Raw genomic sequence first — 18,519 nt, 5'->3', positions numbered from 1 at the left:
CTTAGTCAGGGTATATGACGGAAATATGTCGCGAAGTTGACGCGCTGCGGCTACTGCGCCGTGCCCAGCAGAACCAGTGAAGGGGCAAACTGCGCCTGCACCGGGCTACCGACAACCAGCGCTAGCGCGTCAAGCTGCGCGGGCTCGGCCAGTGAGCACAATGTCTGGCCGCTGGGCAGGGCAATGCGGACTTCGCTGGGGCCGTCTTCGGCGCCGAGAATTTCTTCTATTGTACCGTGAAGGGAATTGTGTCCAGTTGTTGCAGGCTGGTCCGGGCCGAGCAAACTCAGCCATCCGGCCTTGATCAGCGCGACCACATCGGTGCCAATTGTCAGGTCCAGGCGCAGCGTGCTGTCGTGGGTGATCTGTGCATTGATGAACAGATCGCCAGCCAGACGCAGGCGCACCAGATCGTTATGGCCGTGAGCGGTAATCGCTTCGATCCGGCCGAGCAGTTGATTACGCGCGCTGGTGCGTAATGACAGGCGACTGAGCAATTCCAGGTCGGTGCTTTCTTCGGTGGCTTCCAGCACCTGGGCTTGCAACGCTTGCAGGCGATGATAAAGGCGCAAGACGCGCTCGCCTTCAGCCGATAGTTTTGCACCACCGCCGCCGCGCCCGCCGACGCTGCGCTCAACCAATGGCTTTTGCGCCAGATTGTTCAGCTCATCGATGGCGTCCCACGCCGCCTTGTAACTCAGGCCTGCGCTTTTCGCCGCACGGGTGATCGAGCCCTGCTCGGCAATGTGCTGCAACAACGCAATGCGCTGCGGGCGACGGACCATGTGTTGGGTGAGCAGGGAAGGTAGGGGCATGGGGAGCGGCTTTTTGTTTAATGATGAGGGCGAGTGTAAGGCATCGATCAACCTGTAGGAGCCAACTTGTTGGCGAGACTTTGGTCCTGCGTTGTCAGGAGTATCGTCTCGCGAATGAATTCGCTCCTACAGGTAGGTATTTCAATCCTGGGTGTTTGGCTTGGGCGTTCGCGCCAGGCAATAGACATCCACCCGCCGCGCCCCGGCCTTTATCAGCAATTGCGCAATGGCATCGGCGGTGGAACCGGTGGTCAGCACGTCGTCGATCAACGCCACATGCCGGTCGGCGATTTTCTCTGCATCGATCAAGGCAAAAGCTCCGCGCAGATTGCGCTTGCGGGCTTTGGCGTCCAGGCCTTGTTGCGCAGGGGTTTCTCGGGTGCGGATCAGCAAGCGAGGTTGTACCGGCAGCTGCAATTGCTGGCCGAGCCAGTCGGCGAGCATTGCGGCCTGGTTATAGCCGCGCTGGCGCAGGCGTTTGCCAGCCAGTGGCACCGGCAGCAGCAGGTCCGGCTTCGGTTGACCTTCGTCGAAGCGGTGTTGCAGGAATTGTCCGAGCAGTTCGCTCAACAGGCGACCCATGGGCCAGTTGCCCTGATGCTTGAAGCGCGTCACCAGGCTGTCCACGGGAAAGTCATAAAGCCACGGTGTCAGCACTTCATCGAAAGCGGGCGGATGGCTGAAACACTGCGCACAGCTCAGATCGGCCATCGCCAGCGGCAGAGCGCAATGCCGACAGTGATCGCCGAGCCACGGCAGCTCGGCTTCGCAAGGCACGCAGATCGCCAGAAGCGCATCCGTACGTTCATCACACAGCAAACAGCTCTGTTTGTTTTTTAACCAGATGTAAACCGGGTATTGGCTTTGTGGTTGACAGCGCATGACTCTTCCTTAAATATGCCGAACATCCGTGTCGCGCCTGTGGACTTTAAGCGTTTGCATAATGCTGAGCTGCCGGTCGCCTGCTAAAAGAAAACCCCGAGGAGCCGCCCGATGAGCGCCAGCACCACCGCCACTTTGCGTCATGACTGGAATTTAGCCGAAGTTCGGGCGCTGTTTGTACAGCCCTTCAATGACCTGCTGTTTCAGGCGCAAACCGTGCACCGCGCTCATTTCGACGCCAACCGTGTGCAAGTCTCGACCCTGCTGTCGATCAAGACCGGCGCCTGCCCGGAAGACTGCAAGTACTGTCCGCAGTCCGGCCACTACAACACCGGTCTTGAGAAAGAAAAACTGCTCGAAGTGCAGAAGGTTCTCGAAGAGGCCGCGCGCGCCAAGGCCATCGGCTCGACGCGTTTCTGCATGGGCGCCGCGTGGAAGCATCCTTCGGCCAAAGACATGCCGTACGTGCTGGAAATGGTCAAAGGCGTGAAAGCCCTGGGCCTGGAAACCTGCATGACCCTGGGCCGTCTGGATCAGGAACAGACCGAGGCGCTGGCGTCGGCGGGTCTGGATTACTACAACCACAACCTCGACACCTCGCCCGAGTTCTACACCAGCATCATCACCACCCGTACTTACGGCGAGCGCCTGCAAACCCTGGCGTACGTGCGAGATTCGGGGATGAAGATCTGTTCCGGCGGCATTCTCGGCATGGGCGAATCCCTCGACGACCGCGCCAACCTGCTGATCCAGTTGGCCAACCTGCCAGAACACCCGGAATCGGTGCCGATCAACATGTTGGTCAAGGTCGCCGGTACGCCGCTGGAAAACGCCGAAGACATCGACCCGTTCGATTTCATCCGCATGCTCGCCGTAGCGCGCATCCTGATGCCGCAATCCCACGTGCGGCTGTCGGCCGGTCGCGAAGCCATGAACGAGCAAATGCAGGCGCTGGCGTTCTTCGCCGGGGCCAACTCGATTTTCTACGGCGACAAACTGCTCACCACCGCCAACCCGCAAGCCGACAAGGACATGCTGTTGTTCTCGCGCCTGGGCATCAAGCCTGAAGCCCGCGAAGAACACGCTGACGAAGTGCATCAGGCCGCCATTGAACAGGCGCTGGTCGAACAGAAGAGCAGCGCGCAGTTTTATAACGCTGCGGTTTGACTACCGACCGTAGGACCGGCTTCAGCCGGGAGGGCGTCTTTCCTGACTGACCCTCTCCCGGCTGAAGCCGGTCCTACAGGAGTTTAAATTTCCCCCGAGGCCTGCATGTCCTTCGATCTTCTCGCTCGTCTCGCTGCCCGCCGTGCTGACAATCTCTATCGCCAGCGCCCGCTGCTGCAAAGCCCGCAAGGGCCGGATGTGGTGGTGGATGGTCAGCCGCTGCTGGCGTTCTGCAATAACGATTATCTGGGCCTGGCCAATCATCCCGAGGTGATTGCCGCCTGGCAGGCCGGTGCCGAAAAATGGGGCGTCGGCGGTGGTTCTTCGCATCTGGTGATCGGCCACAGCGGCCCGCATCACGAACTCGAACTGGCGTTGGCTGAAATGACCGGCCGCCCGCGAGCGCTGCTGTTCTCCAATGGCTACATGGCCAACCTCGGCGCCGTAACGGCGCTGGTCGGGCAGGGCGATACGGTGCTGGAAGACCGGCTCAATCATGCTTCGTTGCTCGATGCCGGTTTGCTCAGTGGCGCACGGTTTTCCCGTTATCTGCATAACGACGCCGAGAGCCTGGCTGCGCGCCTGGATAAAGCCAGCGGCGATACGCTGGTGGTCACCGATGGCGTGTTCAGCATGGACGGCGATCTGGCCGACCTGCCCGCGCTGGCGCAAGCGGCGAAAGCCAAAGGCGCCTGGCTGATGGTCGACGACGCGCACGGCTTCGGCCCGCTGGGTGCCAATGGCGGCGGTATCGTCGAGCATTTCGGCCTGGGCATGGACGACGTGCCGGTGTTGATCGGCACGCTGGGCAAGGCGTTCGGCACTGCCGGAGCGTTTGTTGCCGGCAGCGAAGAGCTGATCGAAACCCTGATTCAGTTCGCCCGTCCGTACATCTACACCACCAGCCAGCCGCCTGGATTGGCCTGCGCGACGCTGAAAAGCCTTGAGCTGCTGCGCACCGAGCATTGGCGCCGTGAGCACCTGGCGCGCTTGATCGCCCAGTTTCGCAGCGGTGCCGAACAGATCGGCCTGACCTTGCTCGACAGCTTCACGCCGATCCAGCCGATCCTGATTGGCGACGCCGGACGCGCCATGCGCCTGTCGCAGATGTTGCGTGACTGCGGTCTGCTGGTGACAGCGATTCGGCCGCCCACGGTGCCCGCGGGCAGCGCTCGATTGCGCGTCACCTTTTCCGCCGCGCACACACAGGCGCAAGTGCAGCTATTGTTGAGTGCATTGGCGCAGTGTTACCCGCTGCTGGATAAGCACGATTCGGTGGAGCCACATCATGCGTGATCAGTTGATCCTGCTACCCGGTTGGGGTTTGGGCATTTCGCCGTTGGAGCCATTGGCCGCTGCATTGCGTGGGTTGGACGAGCATCTGCGCGTGGAAATCGAGCCGCTGCCGGACCTGGAAAGCAGCGACCCGCAGGAATGGCTCGACGAACTGGACGCCAATCTGCCGGACAACGCCTGGCTGGGCGGCTGGTCGTTGGGTGGCATGTTGGCCGCCGAATTGGCGGCGCGGCGTGGCGAGCGTTGCTGCGGGCTGGTGACGCTGGCGAGCAATACCTGTTTCGTGACGCGCGGCGCTTGGCCCAACGCTATGGCGGCCGGAGATTTTGACGCGTTCCTGGCTGGTTGCATCGACGATCCTGATGGCACGCTCAAGCGTTTCAGCCTGTTGTGTGCCCAGGGTGCCGAAGATCCGCGCGGTATTTCGCGCCTGCTCAAGGCTGGCGCGCCTCACGGTTCGACGGCGGCGCTGGTCCACGGCCTGCAATTGCTGGAACGACTCGATACCCGCAGCGCCCTGCAGACATTTCGCGGTCCGCAGCTGCATCTGTTTGCCGGGCTTGATGCTTTCGTGCCCGCTGAAGCTGCGGGCGATTTGCTGGCACTGTTGCCGGACGTCGAAGTCGGCGTCATCGAGCAGGCCAGCCACGCTTTTCTCCTGGAAAATCCTCACGGTGTCGCAGCGGCGATCCAGGCGTTTTTACATGAGTCCGGTGATGACTGATTTATCCCATCCAAGGTTGCCGGGTGGTTTGCCTGGCAAACGCCAGGTAGCCGCTTCGTTTTCCCGCGCGGCTGGCAGTTACGACAGCGTCGCCCAGTTGCAGCGCGACGTAGGCAGCCAGCTGATCGCGCGTTTGCCGCAGGAGTTTCAGCCGCAACGCTGGCTGGATCTGGGCTGCGGCACCGGTTATTTCAGCCGGGTGCTGGCGGAAAAATTTCCCCAGGGACACGGCGTCGCGCTGGATATCGCTGAAGGGATGTTGCGTCATGCGCAACCTTTGGGTGGCGCCGAACATTTTGTCGCGGGCGACGCCGAGCGCTTGCCGCTGCGGGATGCCAGCTGCGAACTGATTTTCTCCAGCCTGGCGGTGCAATGGTGCGCGGATTTTGCCGCTGTGCTCAGCGAAGCCAGACGTGTGCTGCAGCCTGGCGGGGTTTTCGCCTTCGCCAGCCTGTGCGTCGGTACGCTCGGTGAACTGCGCGACAGCTGGCAAACCGTCGACGGTCTGGTGCACGTCAACCGCTTCCGGCAGCAGCAGGATTATCAGCAATTGTGCACGGCAAGCGGCTTGCGCCTACGCTCTCTGGATGTGCAGCCGCATGTTCTGCATTATCCGGACGTGCGCAGCCTGACCCACGAGCTGAAAGCCTTGGGCGCGCACAATCTCAATCCGGGCAGGCCAGGCGGCTTGACCGGCCGCGCGCGGATACTGGCGCTGATCAACGCTTACGAGGGCTTCCGTCAGCCCGAAGGCTTGCCGGCGACGTATCAGGTGGTCTACACCGTGCTGGAAAAAAGCCGGTGAACTTAGGATGCAGCAGAGGAAAGCCGAGATGAGCCGTGCGTACTTCATCGCGGGAACCGATACCGACGTGGGCAAAACCACGGTCGCCGCTGGACTGTTGTACGCCGCGCGACAGGCAGGTTTGAGCACCGTGGCGGGCAAGCCGGTTGCCTCCGGCTGCGCGGTGACCCCCAATGGTTTGCGCAACGACGACGCGTTGGCCCTGCTGGCGCAATGCTCGGTTGCCGTGAGTTACGACGAGGTCAACCCCGTCGCCTTCGAGCCAGCCATCGCCCCGCATCTGGCGGCGCGGGAAGCGGGCGTGGCGTTGACGGTGCAAGGGCTGCTCAGACCGATGCGGCTGTTATTGGCGCGCAATGCCGACTTCAGCCTGATCGAGGGTGCTGGCGGCTGGCGCGTGCCGTTGGCGGACCAGGCCAACCTGTCGGATCTGGCCGTCGCGCTGCAATTGCCGGTGGTCCTGGTGGTTGGTGTGCGGCTGGGTTGCATCAACCACGCGCTGCTCACGGCTGAAGCCATCGCTCAGGATGGGCTGCAACTGGCGGGTTGGGTCGCCAATATCGTCGATGCCAAGACCTCGCGCCTGGAAGAAAACCTCGCCACCCTCGCCGAACGCCTGCCCGCGCCCTGCCTGGGCCGCGTGCCACGCCTGAAGAAACCCAGCGCCGAAGCGGTGGCGGAGTATCTGCATCTGGAGTTGCTGGATTAGGAACGGGATTATTCATGCCCATTGCTGAGGGTCGCTCGGACTGACGTTTTCGGGGACAAGTCCCCTCCTACAGGATTTGTAGGACTTGTCCCCGAAGGCCTGGGCCGCGTGCCACGCCTGAAGAAACCCAGCGCCGAAGCGGTGGCGGAGTATCTGCATCTGGAGTTGCTGGATTAGGAACGGGATTATTCCTGTCCAGCGCTGAGCGTCGGTAGGAGGGGACTTGTCCCCGAATGCAATTGGATTGGCAACGAGATCATCCGAAAAAGCACTGTCGCCTGAACTGGCGCCTTCGGGGACAAGTCTCCTCCTACCGGATCTGTCGTTCCGGCGGTCACAGGCGTTCACTGCGCCCGTCATTTCAAATACCAACCCCAAGGCTGTTCGCCGATGTACTCGGTAACTTGCTTGACCTCCAGGTAATTATCCAGACCCCATTGGCCCAGTTCGCGGCCGATGCCGCTGTGTTTCATGCCACCCCAGGGCGCTTCGACGAAGGTCGGTTGTGAGCAGTTGACCCAGATGATCCCGGCGCGCAGCTGGTTGGCGACGCGGGTGGCGCGTTGCGGGTCGGCGCTCATCACGGCGGCGGCGAGGCCGAAGCGGCTGGCGTTGGCCATTTGCAGTGCTTGTTGTTCATGCTTGAAGCGTTTGATGCACAGCACCGGGCCGAAGATCTCTTCGCGCCAGACAATGCTGTTTTCGGCGGGCTCGTCAAAAATCGCCGGTTCCATGAAATAGCCTTGCCCCAGATGCGCCGGACGTTTGCCGCCGGTCAGCAGCTTCGCGCCGCTGGCTTGGCCTTGATCGATAAAGCCCAGGACCTTGTCGTATTGGCTCTTGCTCACCAGCGGGCCGAGCAACACGCCGGGTTCCATGCCGGGGCCGATGGTGATTTTGCGCGTCTCAGCGACCAGTCTTTCGATGAGACGCGGCGCGATGCTTTCCTGCACCAGCAAGCGCGACGTGGCGCTGCACACCTGACCCTGATTCCAGAAAATCCCGAACAGAATCCACTCCACCGCCGCCTCGACATCCGCGTCATCAAACACGATGAACGCCGATTTGCCGCCCAGCTCCAGGCTGATGTTCTTGATGTCGCTGGCCGCCGCCGACATGATTTTCGCCCCGGTCGGCACGCTGCCGGTGAAGGCCAGTTTGTCGACGCCGGGATGCAACGTCAGCGGACTGCCAGCGTCGCTGCCCAGCCCGGTCACCACGTTGAGCACGCCAGCGGGCAAGCCGATGCGGTCGGCGGCGGCGGCCAGCTCCAGAGCGGTGAGCGGGGTCAGCTCTGACGGTTTCAACACCACCGTCGCGCCAGCGGCCAGCGCCGGTGCGACTTTCCAGGCGGCCATTAGCAGCGGGTAGTTCCACGGAATGATCTGCCCGGCGACGCCAATCGGCTCAAGGCGCGTGCGACAACGAAAGCGCTCGTCCGGCAGCGCCAGCGGCTGATCCTGCCGACCGTCCAGCTCCCGCGCGAGCCCTGCGTAATAACGAAAACAGCCAATCGCGTCGGCGATGTCCCATTGCGCTTCGGGCAGCGGCTTGCCGTTATCGCTGACCTCCAGCCGGGCGATGCTGTCCTGACTGTTTTGCAGCTCGTCCGCCAGGGTTTCCAGCCACACCGCGCGCTCGGCGCCGCTGCTCTGGCTCCAGCCACTGTCAAATGCCCGACGTGCAGCGCGCACCGCGTGATCGATGTCTTCTTCGGTGCCTGCCGCGACCCGTTGCAAAGACTGTTCGGTCGCCGGATCGGTGACCTCCAGGTAACCGCCCAGGTCCGGGCTGACCCACTCGCCGTTGATATACAACTGATCACGCATGTGAGGCTCCTGTGCGACGGTTCTGCAAGTAACGGGAAGTGAACAGCAGCGCCAGGGAGACGCAGATGATCACCGTGGAAACCGCGTTGATCTCGGGCGTCACGCCCCGGCGTATCGAGGAAAAGATGTAGATCGGCAAGGTGGTTTCCGGACCCGCGACAAAGAACGCGATGATGAAATCGTCAAAGCTGAAGGTGAACGCCAACAGGAAGCCAGCCATGATCGCCGGGGTGATTTGCGGCAAGGTCACGCGCCAGAAGGTTTCCAGCGGCGGCGCGTACAAATCGGCGGAGGCTTCCTGCAGGGCTTTATCCAGCGAATCTACCCGGCTGCGGACGATGACCATGACCAACGCCATGGTGAACAACGAGTGCGCGGCGATGACCGTGAAAAAGCCCATGTTCAGGCGCGGGAAGCCCGGCATCAGGTTGGCCAGCAGCGGATTGAGCACGTCGAACAGGCTGATGAAGGCGATCAGCGTCGAGATGCCGATGACGATTCCGGGAATGATGATCGAGCAATAGGTCAGCACGTCGAACAGCAGGCGGATCTTGCGTCCCGCGCGTTGCAGGCCGAACACCGCCAAGGTGCCGAATAGCGTCGCCAGCACTGCCGAACAGGTGGCGATCATCGCGCTGTTGCCCAGGGCTTCCATGATGAACGGGTTGCTGAACGCGCGGCCAAACCACTGCACCGAGCAGCATTCGAACGCCAGCCCGCTGCGCCCGGCGTTGAAACTGAACAGCATGATCAGCGCAATTGGCGCGTACAGGAACAGGTACAGCGAGGTGGAATAGCTGCGTAGCCACATGTCACAAGGCTCCATCGCCGGGGGTGCCGCCGTAGCGCTTCACCAGTTTCAGGTAGATGCCGATGATCGCCAGCATGATTGCCACCAGCGTCATCGCCAGCGCACTGCCGAACGGCCAGTTACGCGATTGCAGGAACAGGTCGACCAGCGCATTGCCGACAAAAAACACTTTGCCGCCGCCGAGAATGGCCGGGATCAAAAATTCGCCCATCAACAGGATGAACACCAGCATGACCCCGGTGATGATCCCCGGCGCGGACAGCGGCAAAGTGATGCGCCGAAAGCTTTCGAACGCGCTGGCGCCCAGATCGGCGGAGGCTTCGAGCAGGCGTTTGTCGAGCTTTTCCAGGCTGACGTAGATCGGGAACACCATCAGCGGCAAGTAGCCGTAGACGATGCCGATCAACACCGCCGTCGGTGTGTTGATCAGGCGCACGCCGTCCAGCCCGAGGCTGGCGAGCATGGCCGGGATGCCTTTGCCGCTGAGGATGAAAATCCACGCGTAGGTGCGAATCAGGAAGCTGGTCCAGAACGGCACGATCACCAGCGTCAGCAGCAGCGAGCGATTCTTGCCGGCGCGCACTGCGAGGAAATAGGCCAGCGGATAAGCCGCCAGCAAACACACCAGCGTCCCCAGCGGCGCCAGTATCAGCGTGTTGCTGAATGCGGCGGCGCGGGAACTCAGGTTCAGGTAGTTGGCCAGCGTCAGGCCGCCGGCATAACCGCCGACAGCACTGCGCTCACCGAAGCTGAAGACCAGAATGATCAGCAGCGGCATCACCAACAGCAGCAAGAACCAGAGCGTCGACGGCAGCAACATTAGCATCGTGATGCGTCGCCGCAGACTGCGGCGCTTGCCTTCGGCCTGGGCGAGTTGCGCAGGCGAGGCGTCGGCTCCATCAAGAAGCGTTTCGGATGAGGCTACGGCGTTCATGGACGGGTCCTTGCTGCGCATGGCGATGGGTCAGGCGGATTTGAAACGGGCCATCAATTCGGCGCGCAACGGGCTGGTCAGCGTTGCCGCGGCACCGAATTCCAGCGGGCTCAACTGCTCGGCGGCCGGGTACATGATCGGGTCGCTGAGCATCGCCGTGGGCAGTAGGGCATCGACGCGCTTGTCGCCGCTCGGATAACCGTGGCTCAACACTTCCAGCTTGTTGTGCTGCGGATCGAGCAGGTAATTGATGAAGGCATAGGCCGCATCGCGATGCTCGGCCCCCTTGGGGATGGCGAAGAAATCGCTCCACAACTCGCCGCCTTCCTTGCCCAGCGCGTATTGCATGGTCGGGATGTCGCGATGCAGCTGCGAGGCATCACCGGTCCACGACATGGCCAGAACCGCGTCGCCACTGCGCATCGACGGCTGAATGTCGGAGTTGATCGCGAACAGATGCGGCTTGACCTCGATCAGCAGTTTTTCCGCGTCGGCCAGCTCTTTGGGATCAAGGGAATTGAAGCTGTAGCCGAATGATTTCAGCGCGTTGCCGATGGCGGTCAGTTGGTAGTCGTGAATCATCGTGCGGCCGCTACCTTCACCTTGCGCCAGGGCCCAGAACTCTTTCCACGAAGTCGGTTTGGCCTTGAGCTTGGCGCTGTCGTAGGCCATGCCGGTGGTGCCCCAGTTTTTCGGCACGGCGTAGACCTTGCCGTCGACGGTGCCCTGCGCCATGAATTTTTCCTGGAAGGCGGCCGGGTCGAAATTGGGGATGCGCGACAGGTCCAGCGGCTCGATCAAACCCAGTTTGACGTAGGTGCTGATGGTGTAGTTGGTCGGCACCATCACGTCCCAACCGCTGCCGCCGGCTTGCAGCTTGGCGAGCATTTCTTCGTTGGAGCCGAACACGCTCATGGCAACACGCGCGCCGGTGCTTTTGGCAAACGCATCGAGGTTGTCCTGGCTGTGATAGTTGGGCCAGGTCGCCAGGCCGAGACGATCACCGATATTCTTTTCTGCCGCACCCGCGCTGGAATCCTTGGTGCCCATCAACAGGCCGGGCATGTTGGTGGCGACCACGGCGGCGGCGACACCCAGACCGGTGCGGCCGAGAAATTCGCGACGGCTGATCGAGCCGTTCTGCCAGCTGCGCATCGTCTTGATAAAAGTCTTCTGGTCCATGGCAATCTCCCGGTCTGATGTGTGTTCGAAATGAGCTGTGTTCGAAATGAGCTGTGTTCGAAGCAGGGTAAAGCGAGCTGTTACAAAGCCATGGCCAGGCCGCTGGCGTTATCCCAGCCAACGCGCACTGCGGCGCCGTGTTCAAAACCGCCAAAATCGGTACCCGGTCCGGCTTGGCCCAGGTGGCGCGGCACCCGGACGCAGACGATGCCGAACGGCTCGGTGCGCACGCGGTATTCCGTGAGGTTGCCCAGGTAAATCCGGTCCTCGACGCAGCCGTTCAGGGTTACGTCGCGGGCCAGCAGACCGTTGGGCGCGGCAATGCTGATCAGCTCCGGACGAACCGCAATGCAGCCGGGTGTGTTGGCGCTTAGCGCCATGCCGGTCGGGGTTTGCGGGCTGGTCAGTTCAAGGCCGTGATCGGTGCGCAATACCACCGAGTTGCCAGTCAGATGGCGGACTGTGCCATTGAACAGATTGGACTCGCCGATGAAGTCCGCCACATAGCGATTGGCTGGCGCTTCGTAGAGTTGTTCCGGGGTGGCGGTCTGAATGATCGAGCCGCTGTGCATCACGCTGATGCTGTCGCTCATGGACAGCGCTTCTTCCTGATCGTGAGTCACCAGCACGAAAGTGATCCCGACTTCGCGCTGCAAGCGCAGCAGTTCGGATTGCATCTCCTTGCGCAGCTTGCGATCCAGCGCGGCCAGCGGTTCGTCGAGCAGCAACACGGTTGGCTTGTTGACCAGCGCGCGGGCCAGCGCCACCCGCTGTTGCTGGCCGCCGGACAATTCGCTGGGCTTGCGATGCCCGAGGCCATTGAGGCGCACCATCTCCAGCGCTTCGTCGGCCAGGCGACGTTGTTCTTTCTTGTCCGGGCGTGGGGTTCGATACCGCAGGCCGTAGGCAATATTCTCGGCGACGGTCATGTGCGGGAACAGTGCGTAATGCTGGAACACCATGTTCACCGGGCGCTGAAAAGCCGGCACGCCTGCGACGTTTTTGCCAGCCAGCAACACTTCGCCGGAGCTGGGCTGATCGAAGCCGGCAATCATCCGCAACGTGGTGGTCTTGCCGCAGCCGGAGCCGCCGAGAAACGAATGAAAGGTGCCGCGCCGCACCTGAAAACTCAGGTCGTTGACGGCTTTCAGATTGCCGTAGAGCTTCTCTACGTGACGGAACTCGATATCGTTGGCGTGGCTGTTGTCACTCATCGTTGGCGCTCGCGTGATTTCCAGTGCATCGGTCTCTGCAATGGCGATCAAACTAGCAACCGGGGTTTTGCGCTGTATATATCCCTTGGGGGATAGAGGCTGTCGCGTAGCAAACACCGCCCGTTGGAGCGAGGCTTGCCCGCGAAGAACGATTACGCTGTGGATCTGGCTCACCGAGGCGCCTGATTCGCGGGCAAGCCTCGCTCCAACGAATCGCATTCAGCGTCAGGCGGATTTCACCCCGTCGCCGCCATCTCCGGCCCGGCCAGCTCGCGAATGAACAACCCGAGTAGCTCCGACTGGCTGCAGATACCCAGCTTGGCGTAGATATTCTTGCGGTGGATTTTCACCGTGCCGGGGCTGATCGACAGTTGCTCGGCCACCGAGGCGCTGGAGTGGCCGCGCAGCAGCAGGCGGACGATTTCCTGCTCGCGACCGGTCAGAATATGCGCGCCGAAGTGATCGAATGCGGCGTGGATCTTGAAGTCCAGATCCTGCGCCGGACGCGGTTTGTCGGCGTGGAACTGGCTCCATGCCTCGCCGATGACCTGCTCGACGATGGGTTGCGCACAGTCCATCAATTGCAGTTCGTCACGGCTGAAGGCGCAGCTGGACGTGGCGCGCATCAACGACAAAACCGCCGTGGTGTCGTCGCCCAGATCGACAAAGAACGCCACTTCTTCGGCCAGGCCGGTCTGCTGGTAGTACGCCAGGTAATACTCGCTCAGGTAGAAGTGGTCGGGCGCGAACTGGCGCAAGCGCCACAGGCCGGGCGGTTGGCGGCGTGTGCAGGCCAGATAGAACGGGTCCAGCAGGTACGGCCCGCACTGATAATCATCGACATAGACCTTGCGCTTGTCCGGCGTGAAGGTATCGAACAAGGCCAGCGGCCGGTGATTGCCTTGATAAACGAACAGCACGAAATGGTCGACCGGGCATATCTGCTTCAGCCACTGGCTTAATCCACTCAGCCGCGCGGCGCCCATCGGCAGATCGAGGAGGTGGGCGATGCCGGTGGTCCAGTGTTTGAGTTCCTTTGGGCGCATGGGGAGGCTTGGGTCGGCTGAATCCACTGAAGGAGGTTGGGGAAAAGATGCAGGATGTGCGCCACTGCACAGATTTTGACCATCGCCGCCACGAGCGCCTGCGTAGACTAGGTATAGCCTGATTCGAGCGCGCTGGGTCGTGCACCGTTTTCAGGCGAGTGAGCACTGAGCTGTCACTCTCTGCCACGCTTGGTAACATTTGCGCGCTTGAGTCGCAGGGTGCCAAGACTCAGCCTATGAGGCGGCGAAGTGCCATTAGTCTAATTGTCAGGCTATTTGCCAGTTTTACTGCTTCAATAGCAGGTGTTCGTTATCAGAACAGGAGGATCGACACATGCAAATCAGTATGAACAACACGTTGTATCCAGGCCTTAGCGCGATGGAGGTTGGGCAATCTCGTGTCGATCAAGCGGCCACTCAGATCGCCAGCAGCAATATCGAAGTCTCAGGCAGAAGCCAGTCTTCGGATTTCCAGCTGGAAAATCTGCGTTCCGTTGATCGCTCCCAGCGCAGTGATCTTTCGGCCAATATCGTTGAGCTGGAATCGGCCAAGTCCCAGTTTCAGGCTGGCGCAGCGGTACAAAAAGCCAGCGACGAAGCGCTCGGTACCTTGATCGACACTTACGCCTGATCGACCCTTCTCGCCGTGCAATCGTGCACGGCGTTGCGTGCTGAATCCTCTGTCATCACGCGCTTCTATCCAATCCGCTGTGCCCACTCGCTGAACTAGACTCAAGCCATCGACGGATTCTTCATCCTTCGCTGCATCCCTTTGCCTGCAAGGTTTGTAGCGAAGTCGACGATGAACGGCGCGTTAGGCACGCTTGACAAGGCCCAGGCGTAAACGTATGTTTCAAACACCTGTTTGACCGCTAGGCATCCGAGTTTGTCCGGTGGTTGGGGAACCTTCCCGCAGCGACCGATCGGTCATACATTCCAGGATTCAACAGCAGAGGTTTATCGCTATGCCTGACTACAAGGCCCCCTTGCGTGATATTCGCTTCGTTCGTGACGAACTGCTCGGCTACGAAGCGCACTATCAAAGTCTGCCGGCTTGCCAGGACGCTACTCCCGATATGGTTGACGCCATTCTTGAAGAAGGCGCCAAGTTTTGTGAGCAGGTTCTGGCGCCGCTGAATCGTGTCGGTGATACCGAAGGCTGTACCTGGAGCGAATCGGGCGTGAAGACGCCAACCGGTTTCAAGGAAGCCTACAAGCAATTCGTCGAAGGCGGCTGGCCAAGCCTGGCCCATGACATCGAGCATGGCGGCCAGGGTTTGCCTGAGTCCCTCGGTCTTGCTGTCAGCGAAATGGTCGGCGAAGCCAACTGGTCGTGGGGCATGTACCCAGGTTTGTCCCATGGCGCGATGAACACTATTTCCGAGCACGGCACCGAAGAACAGCGCCACGCTTACCTGACCAAGCTGGTGTCCGGCGAATGGACCGGCACCATGTGTCTGACCGAACCGCATTGCGGCACCGACCTGGGCATGCTGCGCACCAAGGCCGAGCCTCAGGCTGATGGTTCTTACCGTGTCAGCGGCACCAAGATCTTTATCTCTGCTGGCGAACACGACATGGCCGATAACATCGTCCACATCGTGCTGGCCCGCCTGCCGGACGCGCCGGCTGGCACCAAAGGCATTTCGCTGTTCATCGTGCCCAAGTTCATGCCCAACGCTGACGGCAGCATTGGCGAGCGCAACGCTGTGACCTGCGGTTCGCTGGAACACAAGATGGGTATCCACGGCAACGCGACCTGCGTGATGAACTTCGACGCGGCCACCGGTTTCCTGATCGGCCCGGCGAACAAAGGCCTGAACTGCATGTTCACCTTCATGAACACCGCGCGGCTGGGCACTGCATTGCAAGGTCTGGCCCACGCCGAGATCGGCTTCCAGGGCGGCCTGAAATACGCTCGCGATCGTCTGCAAATGCGCTCGTTGACCGGCCCGAAAGCGCCTGAAAAAGCCGCTGACCCGATCATCGTGCACCCTGACGTGCGCCGCATGCTGTTGACCATGAAAGCGTTCGCCGAAGGCAACCGCGCGATGGTGTACTTCACCGCCAAGCTGGTGGACATCGTCAAGTACGGCCAGGACGAAGAAGCCAAGAAACAGGCCGACGCACTGCTGGCGTTCATGACGCCGATTGCCAAGGCGTTCATGACTGAAGTGGGCTTCGAGTCTGCCAACCATGGCGTGCAAATCTACGGCGGTCACGGCTTCATCGCCGAGTGGGGCATGGAGCAGAACGTTCGCGACAGTCGCATTTCCATGCTGTACGAAGGCACTACCGGCATCCAGGCGCTGGACCTGCTGGGCCGTAAAGTGTTGATGACCCAAGGCGAGGCGCTTAAAGGCTTCACCAAGATCGTCCACAAGTTCTGCCAGAACAACGAAGGCGTCGAAGCCGTTCAGGAATTCGTCACCCCGTTGGCTGCATTGAACAAAGAGTGGGGCGAGCTGACCATGAAAGTGGGCATGGCCGCCATGAAGGATCGCGAAGAAGTCGGTGCCGCTTCGGTGGATTACCTGATGTATTCCGGTTACGCCTGCCTGGCTTACTTCTGGGCTGACATGGCGCGTGTTGCTGCCGAAAAACTGGCAGCGGGCACCACCGAAGAAGCCTTCTACACCGCCAAGCTGCAGACTGCGCGCTTCTACTTCCAACGCATCCTGCCGCGTACCCGCACCCACGTTGCAACCATGCTGTCGGGCGCCAGCAACCTGATGGACATGAAAGAAGAAGACTTCGGCCTGGCTTACTAAGCACCGCCGGCTTCACGCAAAGCCGCTTCCTCCGTTGGGGGGAAGCGGCTTTTTTGTGGAGCACTGTTGGTAGGAGGGGACTTGTCCCCGAGGGTGATTTCCAGACGCCAAATCCACCCGAGAAATTACGCCGCTTGTGCCACCGGCTTCGGGGACAAGTCCCCTCCTACCGTTTGAGCGGGCTGCGCAGGTAAATTCAAAGCTTTCCTTCGTTTTGGGGATGCGGCTTTTTTGTGGAGCACTGTTGGTAGGAGGGGACTTGTCCCCGAGGGTGATTTCCAGACGCCAAATCTACCCGAGAAATTACGCCGCCTGTGCCACCGGCTTCGGGGACAAGTCCCCTCCTACCGTTTGAACGGGCTGCGCAGGTAAATTCAAAGCTTTCCTTCGTTTTTGGGAAGCGGCTTTTTTGTGGGCGTCTGACGCAGTGCTGTTGGTAGGAGGGGACTTGTCCCCGAGGGTGATTTCCAGACGCCAAATCTACCCGAGAAATTACGCCGCTTGTGCCACCGGCTTCGGGGACAAGTCCCCTCCTACCGTTTGAACGGGGCGCGCAGGTAAATTCAAAGCTTTCCTTCGTTTTGGGGAAGCGGATTTTTTGTGGGCGTCTGACGCAGCGCTATCGGTAGGAGGGGACTTGTCCCCGAGGGTGATTTCCAGACGACAAATCTACCCGTGAAATTACGCCGCTTGTGCCACCGGCTTCGGGGACAAGTCCCCACCTACCGTTTGAACGGGGCGCGTTAATAAACCTTTCCCATCTCCTGCCGTTAAAGAAAGTAGCCTGCTATCTGGTTATGAGGGCACAATGCCATCAACTGAGATCTTTGCCCATGCCGGGTAGGAGACATTCACTTTGCTGCGTTCTTCATCTCTACGTCTTAGCCATTTCCTGCCATCGCTGGTATTGCTGCTTGCGGGGCTTGCGGCTGCGTACGTTAAGGATTTGAACGTATTTTTTACCTCCTTGTTCAACGTTCTGCCGACACTGGTGCTGTTGCTCGGCGGCGCGTATTGCGGGGTTTATCGACGGCAGCGTGAGCTGTTTCTGATGATCACCGTCTACATTGCCTACTTCCTGCTCGACACCCAGACCGATTATTTCCGCGATTTCGGCAAGGTGCGCGAAGACGCGGCGGTGGTCTTTCATCTGGTGTGCCTGCTGCTGCCGTTGATGTTCGGCGTGTACGCCGCCTGGGAAGAACGCACGCATCTTTTCCAGGACATGATTGCCCGGCTCGCGGTGCTGCTTGCGGTGGGCGCGGTTGCGCTGGGGCTGGAGCAAAGTTATCCGGACACCGTGCTCCGCTGGCTCGCCGAGATCCGTTGGCCCGCGCTGCATGGCGCGTGGATGAGCCTGATCCAGCTTTCTTACCTGATGTTCCTGATCACTTTCAGCCTGTTGGTCGTGCAGTACGTGCGTAAACCGAGGCCGCTGCATGCCGCGCAGCTGGTCGGCTTGGTCGGACTGCTCTGGGCGTTGCCGAAAACCTTCATTCTGCCGTTTACCCTGAACATCCTGTGCAGCCAGGTGATGTTGATGATTGCGGCGGCGGTGGCTCACGAGGCCTATCAAATGGCCTTCCGCGACGAACTGACCGGCCTGCCGGGGCGGCGCGCGCTCAACGAGCGGATGCAGCGCCTGGGTCGCAACTATGTGCTGGCGATGGGCGACGTCGATCACTTCAAGAAATTCAACGACACTCACGGCCACGACGTTGGCGATCAGGTGCTGCGACTGGTGGCCAGCAAGCTGTCGAAGATCACCAGCGGCGGCGGCAAGGCTTATCGCTATGGCGGTGAAGAATTCGCCATCGTCTTCGCTGCCAAGACGCTGGAAGAATGCCTGCCGCATCTGGAAGCGATCCGCGAGTCCATCGCCAACTACGACATTCTGTTGCGCAACAATGACAACCGACCTCAAGACGACCAGCAAGGTCGTCAGCGCCGGGGTGCGGCCCAGGCTTCCAGCGTGTCAGTAACCATCAGCATTGGCGTCGCTGAACGTCAGCCGGAGCATCGCACGCCGGAAGAAGTGCTCAAGACCGCCGACCAGGCGCTGTATGCCGCCAAAGGTGCTGGCCGCAACTGTGTGATGTCCAATGGCAACGTCAACAAACGCGGCGCGGTACGCATGGTCGGCGCGGCGGGCTGATCCCACGGGTGTTCCCAAGGCACGGTGACTGACGAGCGCCGCGTTTTTTTCGTCCGCAAGAAATATGTGACTAAAGCATTATTAATAGTCACGAGTTGACCCTATGTGTCGCTCCCGGTGTTCAGTTACACTTCAGCCCAATCGATACCGAGGTCCGCACAGCGTCTGCGGATCACTCT

At 60.8% G+C, this 18,519-nt stretch carries 16 protein-coding genes; 8 read left to right on the top strand and 8 right to left on the bottom strand.

The features are described from left to right. Window positions 1-50: 50 nt before the first annotated feature. Window positions 51-815 (bottom strand): TOBE domain-containing protein, encoded by a 765-nt coding sequence (locus AFK24_RS01295; RefSeq protein ID WP_065831522.1) that lies wholly within the window; start codon window positions 813-815, stop codon window positions 51-53. A 141-nt stretch (window positions 816-956) separates the two neighbouring features. Further along, window positions 957-1,697, bottom strand: coding sequence for a ComF family protein (locus AFK24_RS01290; RefSeq protein WP_065831521.1), 741 nt, complete (start codon window positions 1,695-1,697; stop codon window positions 957-959). A 111-nt stretch (window positions 1,698-1,808) separates the two neighbouring features. On the opposite strand from AFK24_RS01290, the gene bioB reads away from it, so the two are divergent. The 5 genes from bioB (at window position 1,809) to bioD (ending at window position 6,398) form a co-directional block, all read left to right on the top strand. Then, a complete protein-coding gene (gene bioB, locus AFK24_RS01285) occupies window positions 1,809-2,864 on the top strand; it encodes a biotin synthase BioB (protein WP_065831520.1) in 1,056 nt (351 codons plus the stop codon). 105 nt (window positions 2,865-2,969) lie between these two features. Beyond that, window positions 2,970-4,160: an 8-amino-7-oxononanoate synthase gene (gene bioF / locus AFK24_RS01280; protein WP_065831519.1), complete on the top strand. Its 1,191-nt coding sequence runs from the start codon at window positions 2,970-2,972 to the stop codon at window positions 4,158-4,160. Further along, the gene (locus tag AFK24_RS01275) at window positions 4,153-4,884 is read left to right on the top strand and encodes an alpha/beta fold hydrolase (protein ID WP_065831518.1); all 732 of its coding nucleotides are present in this window, start codon (window positions 4,153-4,155) and stop codon (window positions 4,882-4,884) included. The genes bioF and AFK24_RS01275 overlap by 8 nt, the downstream gene beginning before the upstream one ends. Then, window positions 4,877-5,689: a malonyl-ACP O-methyltransferase BioC gene (gene bioC, locus AFK24_RS01270; protein WP_065831517.1), complete on the top strand. Its 813-nt coding sequence runs from the start codon at window positions 4,877-4,879 to the stop codon at window positions 5,687-5,689. The genes AFK24_RS01275 and bioC overlap by 8 nt, the downstream gene beginning before the upstream one ends. Window positions 5,690-5,717: 28 nt before the next feature. Continuing rightward, window positions 5,718-6,398 (top strand): dethiobiotin synthase, encoded by a 681-nt coding sequence (gene bioD, locus AFK24_RS01265; protein ID WP_065831516.1) that lies wholly within the window; start codon window positions 5,718-5,720, stop codon window positions 6,396-6,398. Between the two features lie 356 nt (window positions 6,399-6,754). On the opposite strand, the gene AFK24_RS01255 is transcribed toward bioD, so the two are convergent. The 6 genes from AFK24_RS01255 to AFK24_RS01230 all read right to left on the bottom strand — a co-directional run bounded on the left by AFK24_RS01255 (window position 6,755) and on the right by AFK24_RS01230 (window position 13,414). After that, on the bottom strand, window positions 6,755-8,227 hold the full coding sequence (locus AFK24_RS01255; protein ID WP_065831514.1) for an aldehyde dehydrogenase family protein: 1,473 nt from the start codon (window positions 8,225-8,227) through the stop codon (window positions 6,755-6,757). Next, window positions 8,220-9,038 (bottom strand): ABC transporter permease, encoded by an 819-nt coding sequence (locus AFK24_RS01250; RefSeq protein WP_065831513.1) that lies wholly within the window; start codon window positions 9,036-9,038, stop codon window positions 8,220-8,222. Before AFK24_RS01250 ends, AFK24_RS01255 begins: the two co-directional genes overlap by 8 nt. A gap of 1 nt (window position 9,039) precedes the next feature. Then, window positions 9,040-9,972 (bottom strand): ABC transporter permease, encoded by a 933-nt coding sequence (locus AFK24_RS01245; RefSeq protein WP_065831512.1) that lies wholly within the window; start codon window positions 9,970-9,972, stop codon window positions 9,040-9,042. A 30-nt stretch (window positions 9,973-10,002) separates the two neighbouring features. Next, a complete protein-coding gene (locus AFK24_RS01240; protein ID WP_065831511.1) occupies window positions 10,003-11,154 on the bottom strand; it encodes an ABC transporter substrate-binding protein in 1,152 nt (383 codons plus the stop codon). Window positions 11,155-11,234: 80 nt separating this feature from the next. Beyond that, entirely contained in the window at window positions 11,235-12,368 is a 1,134-nt protein-coding gene (locus AFK24_RS01235; protein WP_065831510.1) for an ABC transporter ATP-binding protein, read from the bottom strand. A 236-nt stretch (window positions 12,369-12,604) separates the two neighbouring features. Then, window positions 12,605-13,414, bottom strand: a complete 810-nt coding sequence (locus AFK24_RS01230) for a helix-turn-helix transcriptional regulator (RefSeq protein WP_065831509.1) — start codon at window positions 13,412-13,414, stop codon at window positions 12,605-12,607. Between the two features lie 334 nt (window positions 13,415-13,748). Between AFK24_RS01230 and AFK24_RS01225 the strand changes: the two genes are divergently transcribed. From AFK24_RS01225 to AFK24_RS01215, 3 genes are all read left to right on the top strand, one after another. After that, window positions 13,749-14,045, top strand: coding sequence for a pyrroloquinoline quinone biosynthesis protein PqqE (locus tag AFK24_RS01225; RefSeq protein ID WP_065831508.1), 297 nt, complete (start codon window positions 13,749-13,751; stop codon window positions 14,043-14,045). Window positions 14,046-14,379: 334 nt separating this feature from the next. Continuing rightward, window positions 14,380-16,185: a phenylacyl-CoA dehydrogenase gene (locus tag AFK24_RS01220; RefSeq protein ID WP_065831507.1), complete on the top strand. Its 1,806-nt coding sequence runs from the start codon at window positions 14,380-14,382 to the stop codon at window positions 16,183-16,185. Between the two features lie 856 nt (window positions 16,186-17,041). Beyond that, window positions 17,042-18,340 carry a GGDEF domain-containing protein gene (locus AFK24_RS01215; RefSeq protein ID WP_065831506.1) on the top strand — a complete coding sequence of 433 codons (1,299 nt, stop codon included), beginning with the start codon at window positions 17,042-17,044 and terminating at the stop codon, window positions 18,338-18,340. Window positions 18,341-18,519 lie beyond the last annotated feature (179 nt).

Origin of the sequence: Pseudomonas syringae (assembly GCF_001698815.1) — a bacterium.
GTDB lineage: Bacteria > Pseudomonadota > Gammaproteobacteria > Pseudomonadales > Pseudomonadaceae > Aquipseudomonas > Aquipseudomonas syringae_A.
The sequence above is the reverse complement of the archived record's forward strand: the minus strand, read 5'-3'. Positions and strand labels throughout refer to the sequence as shown.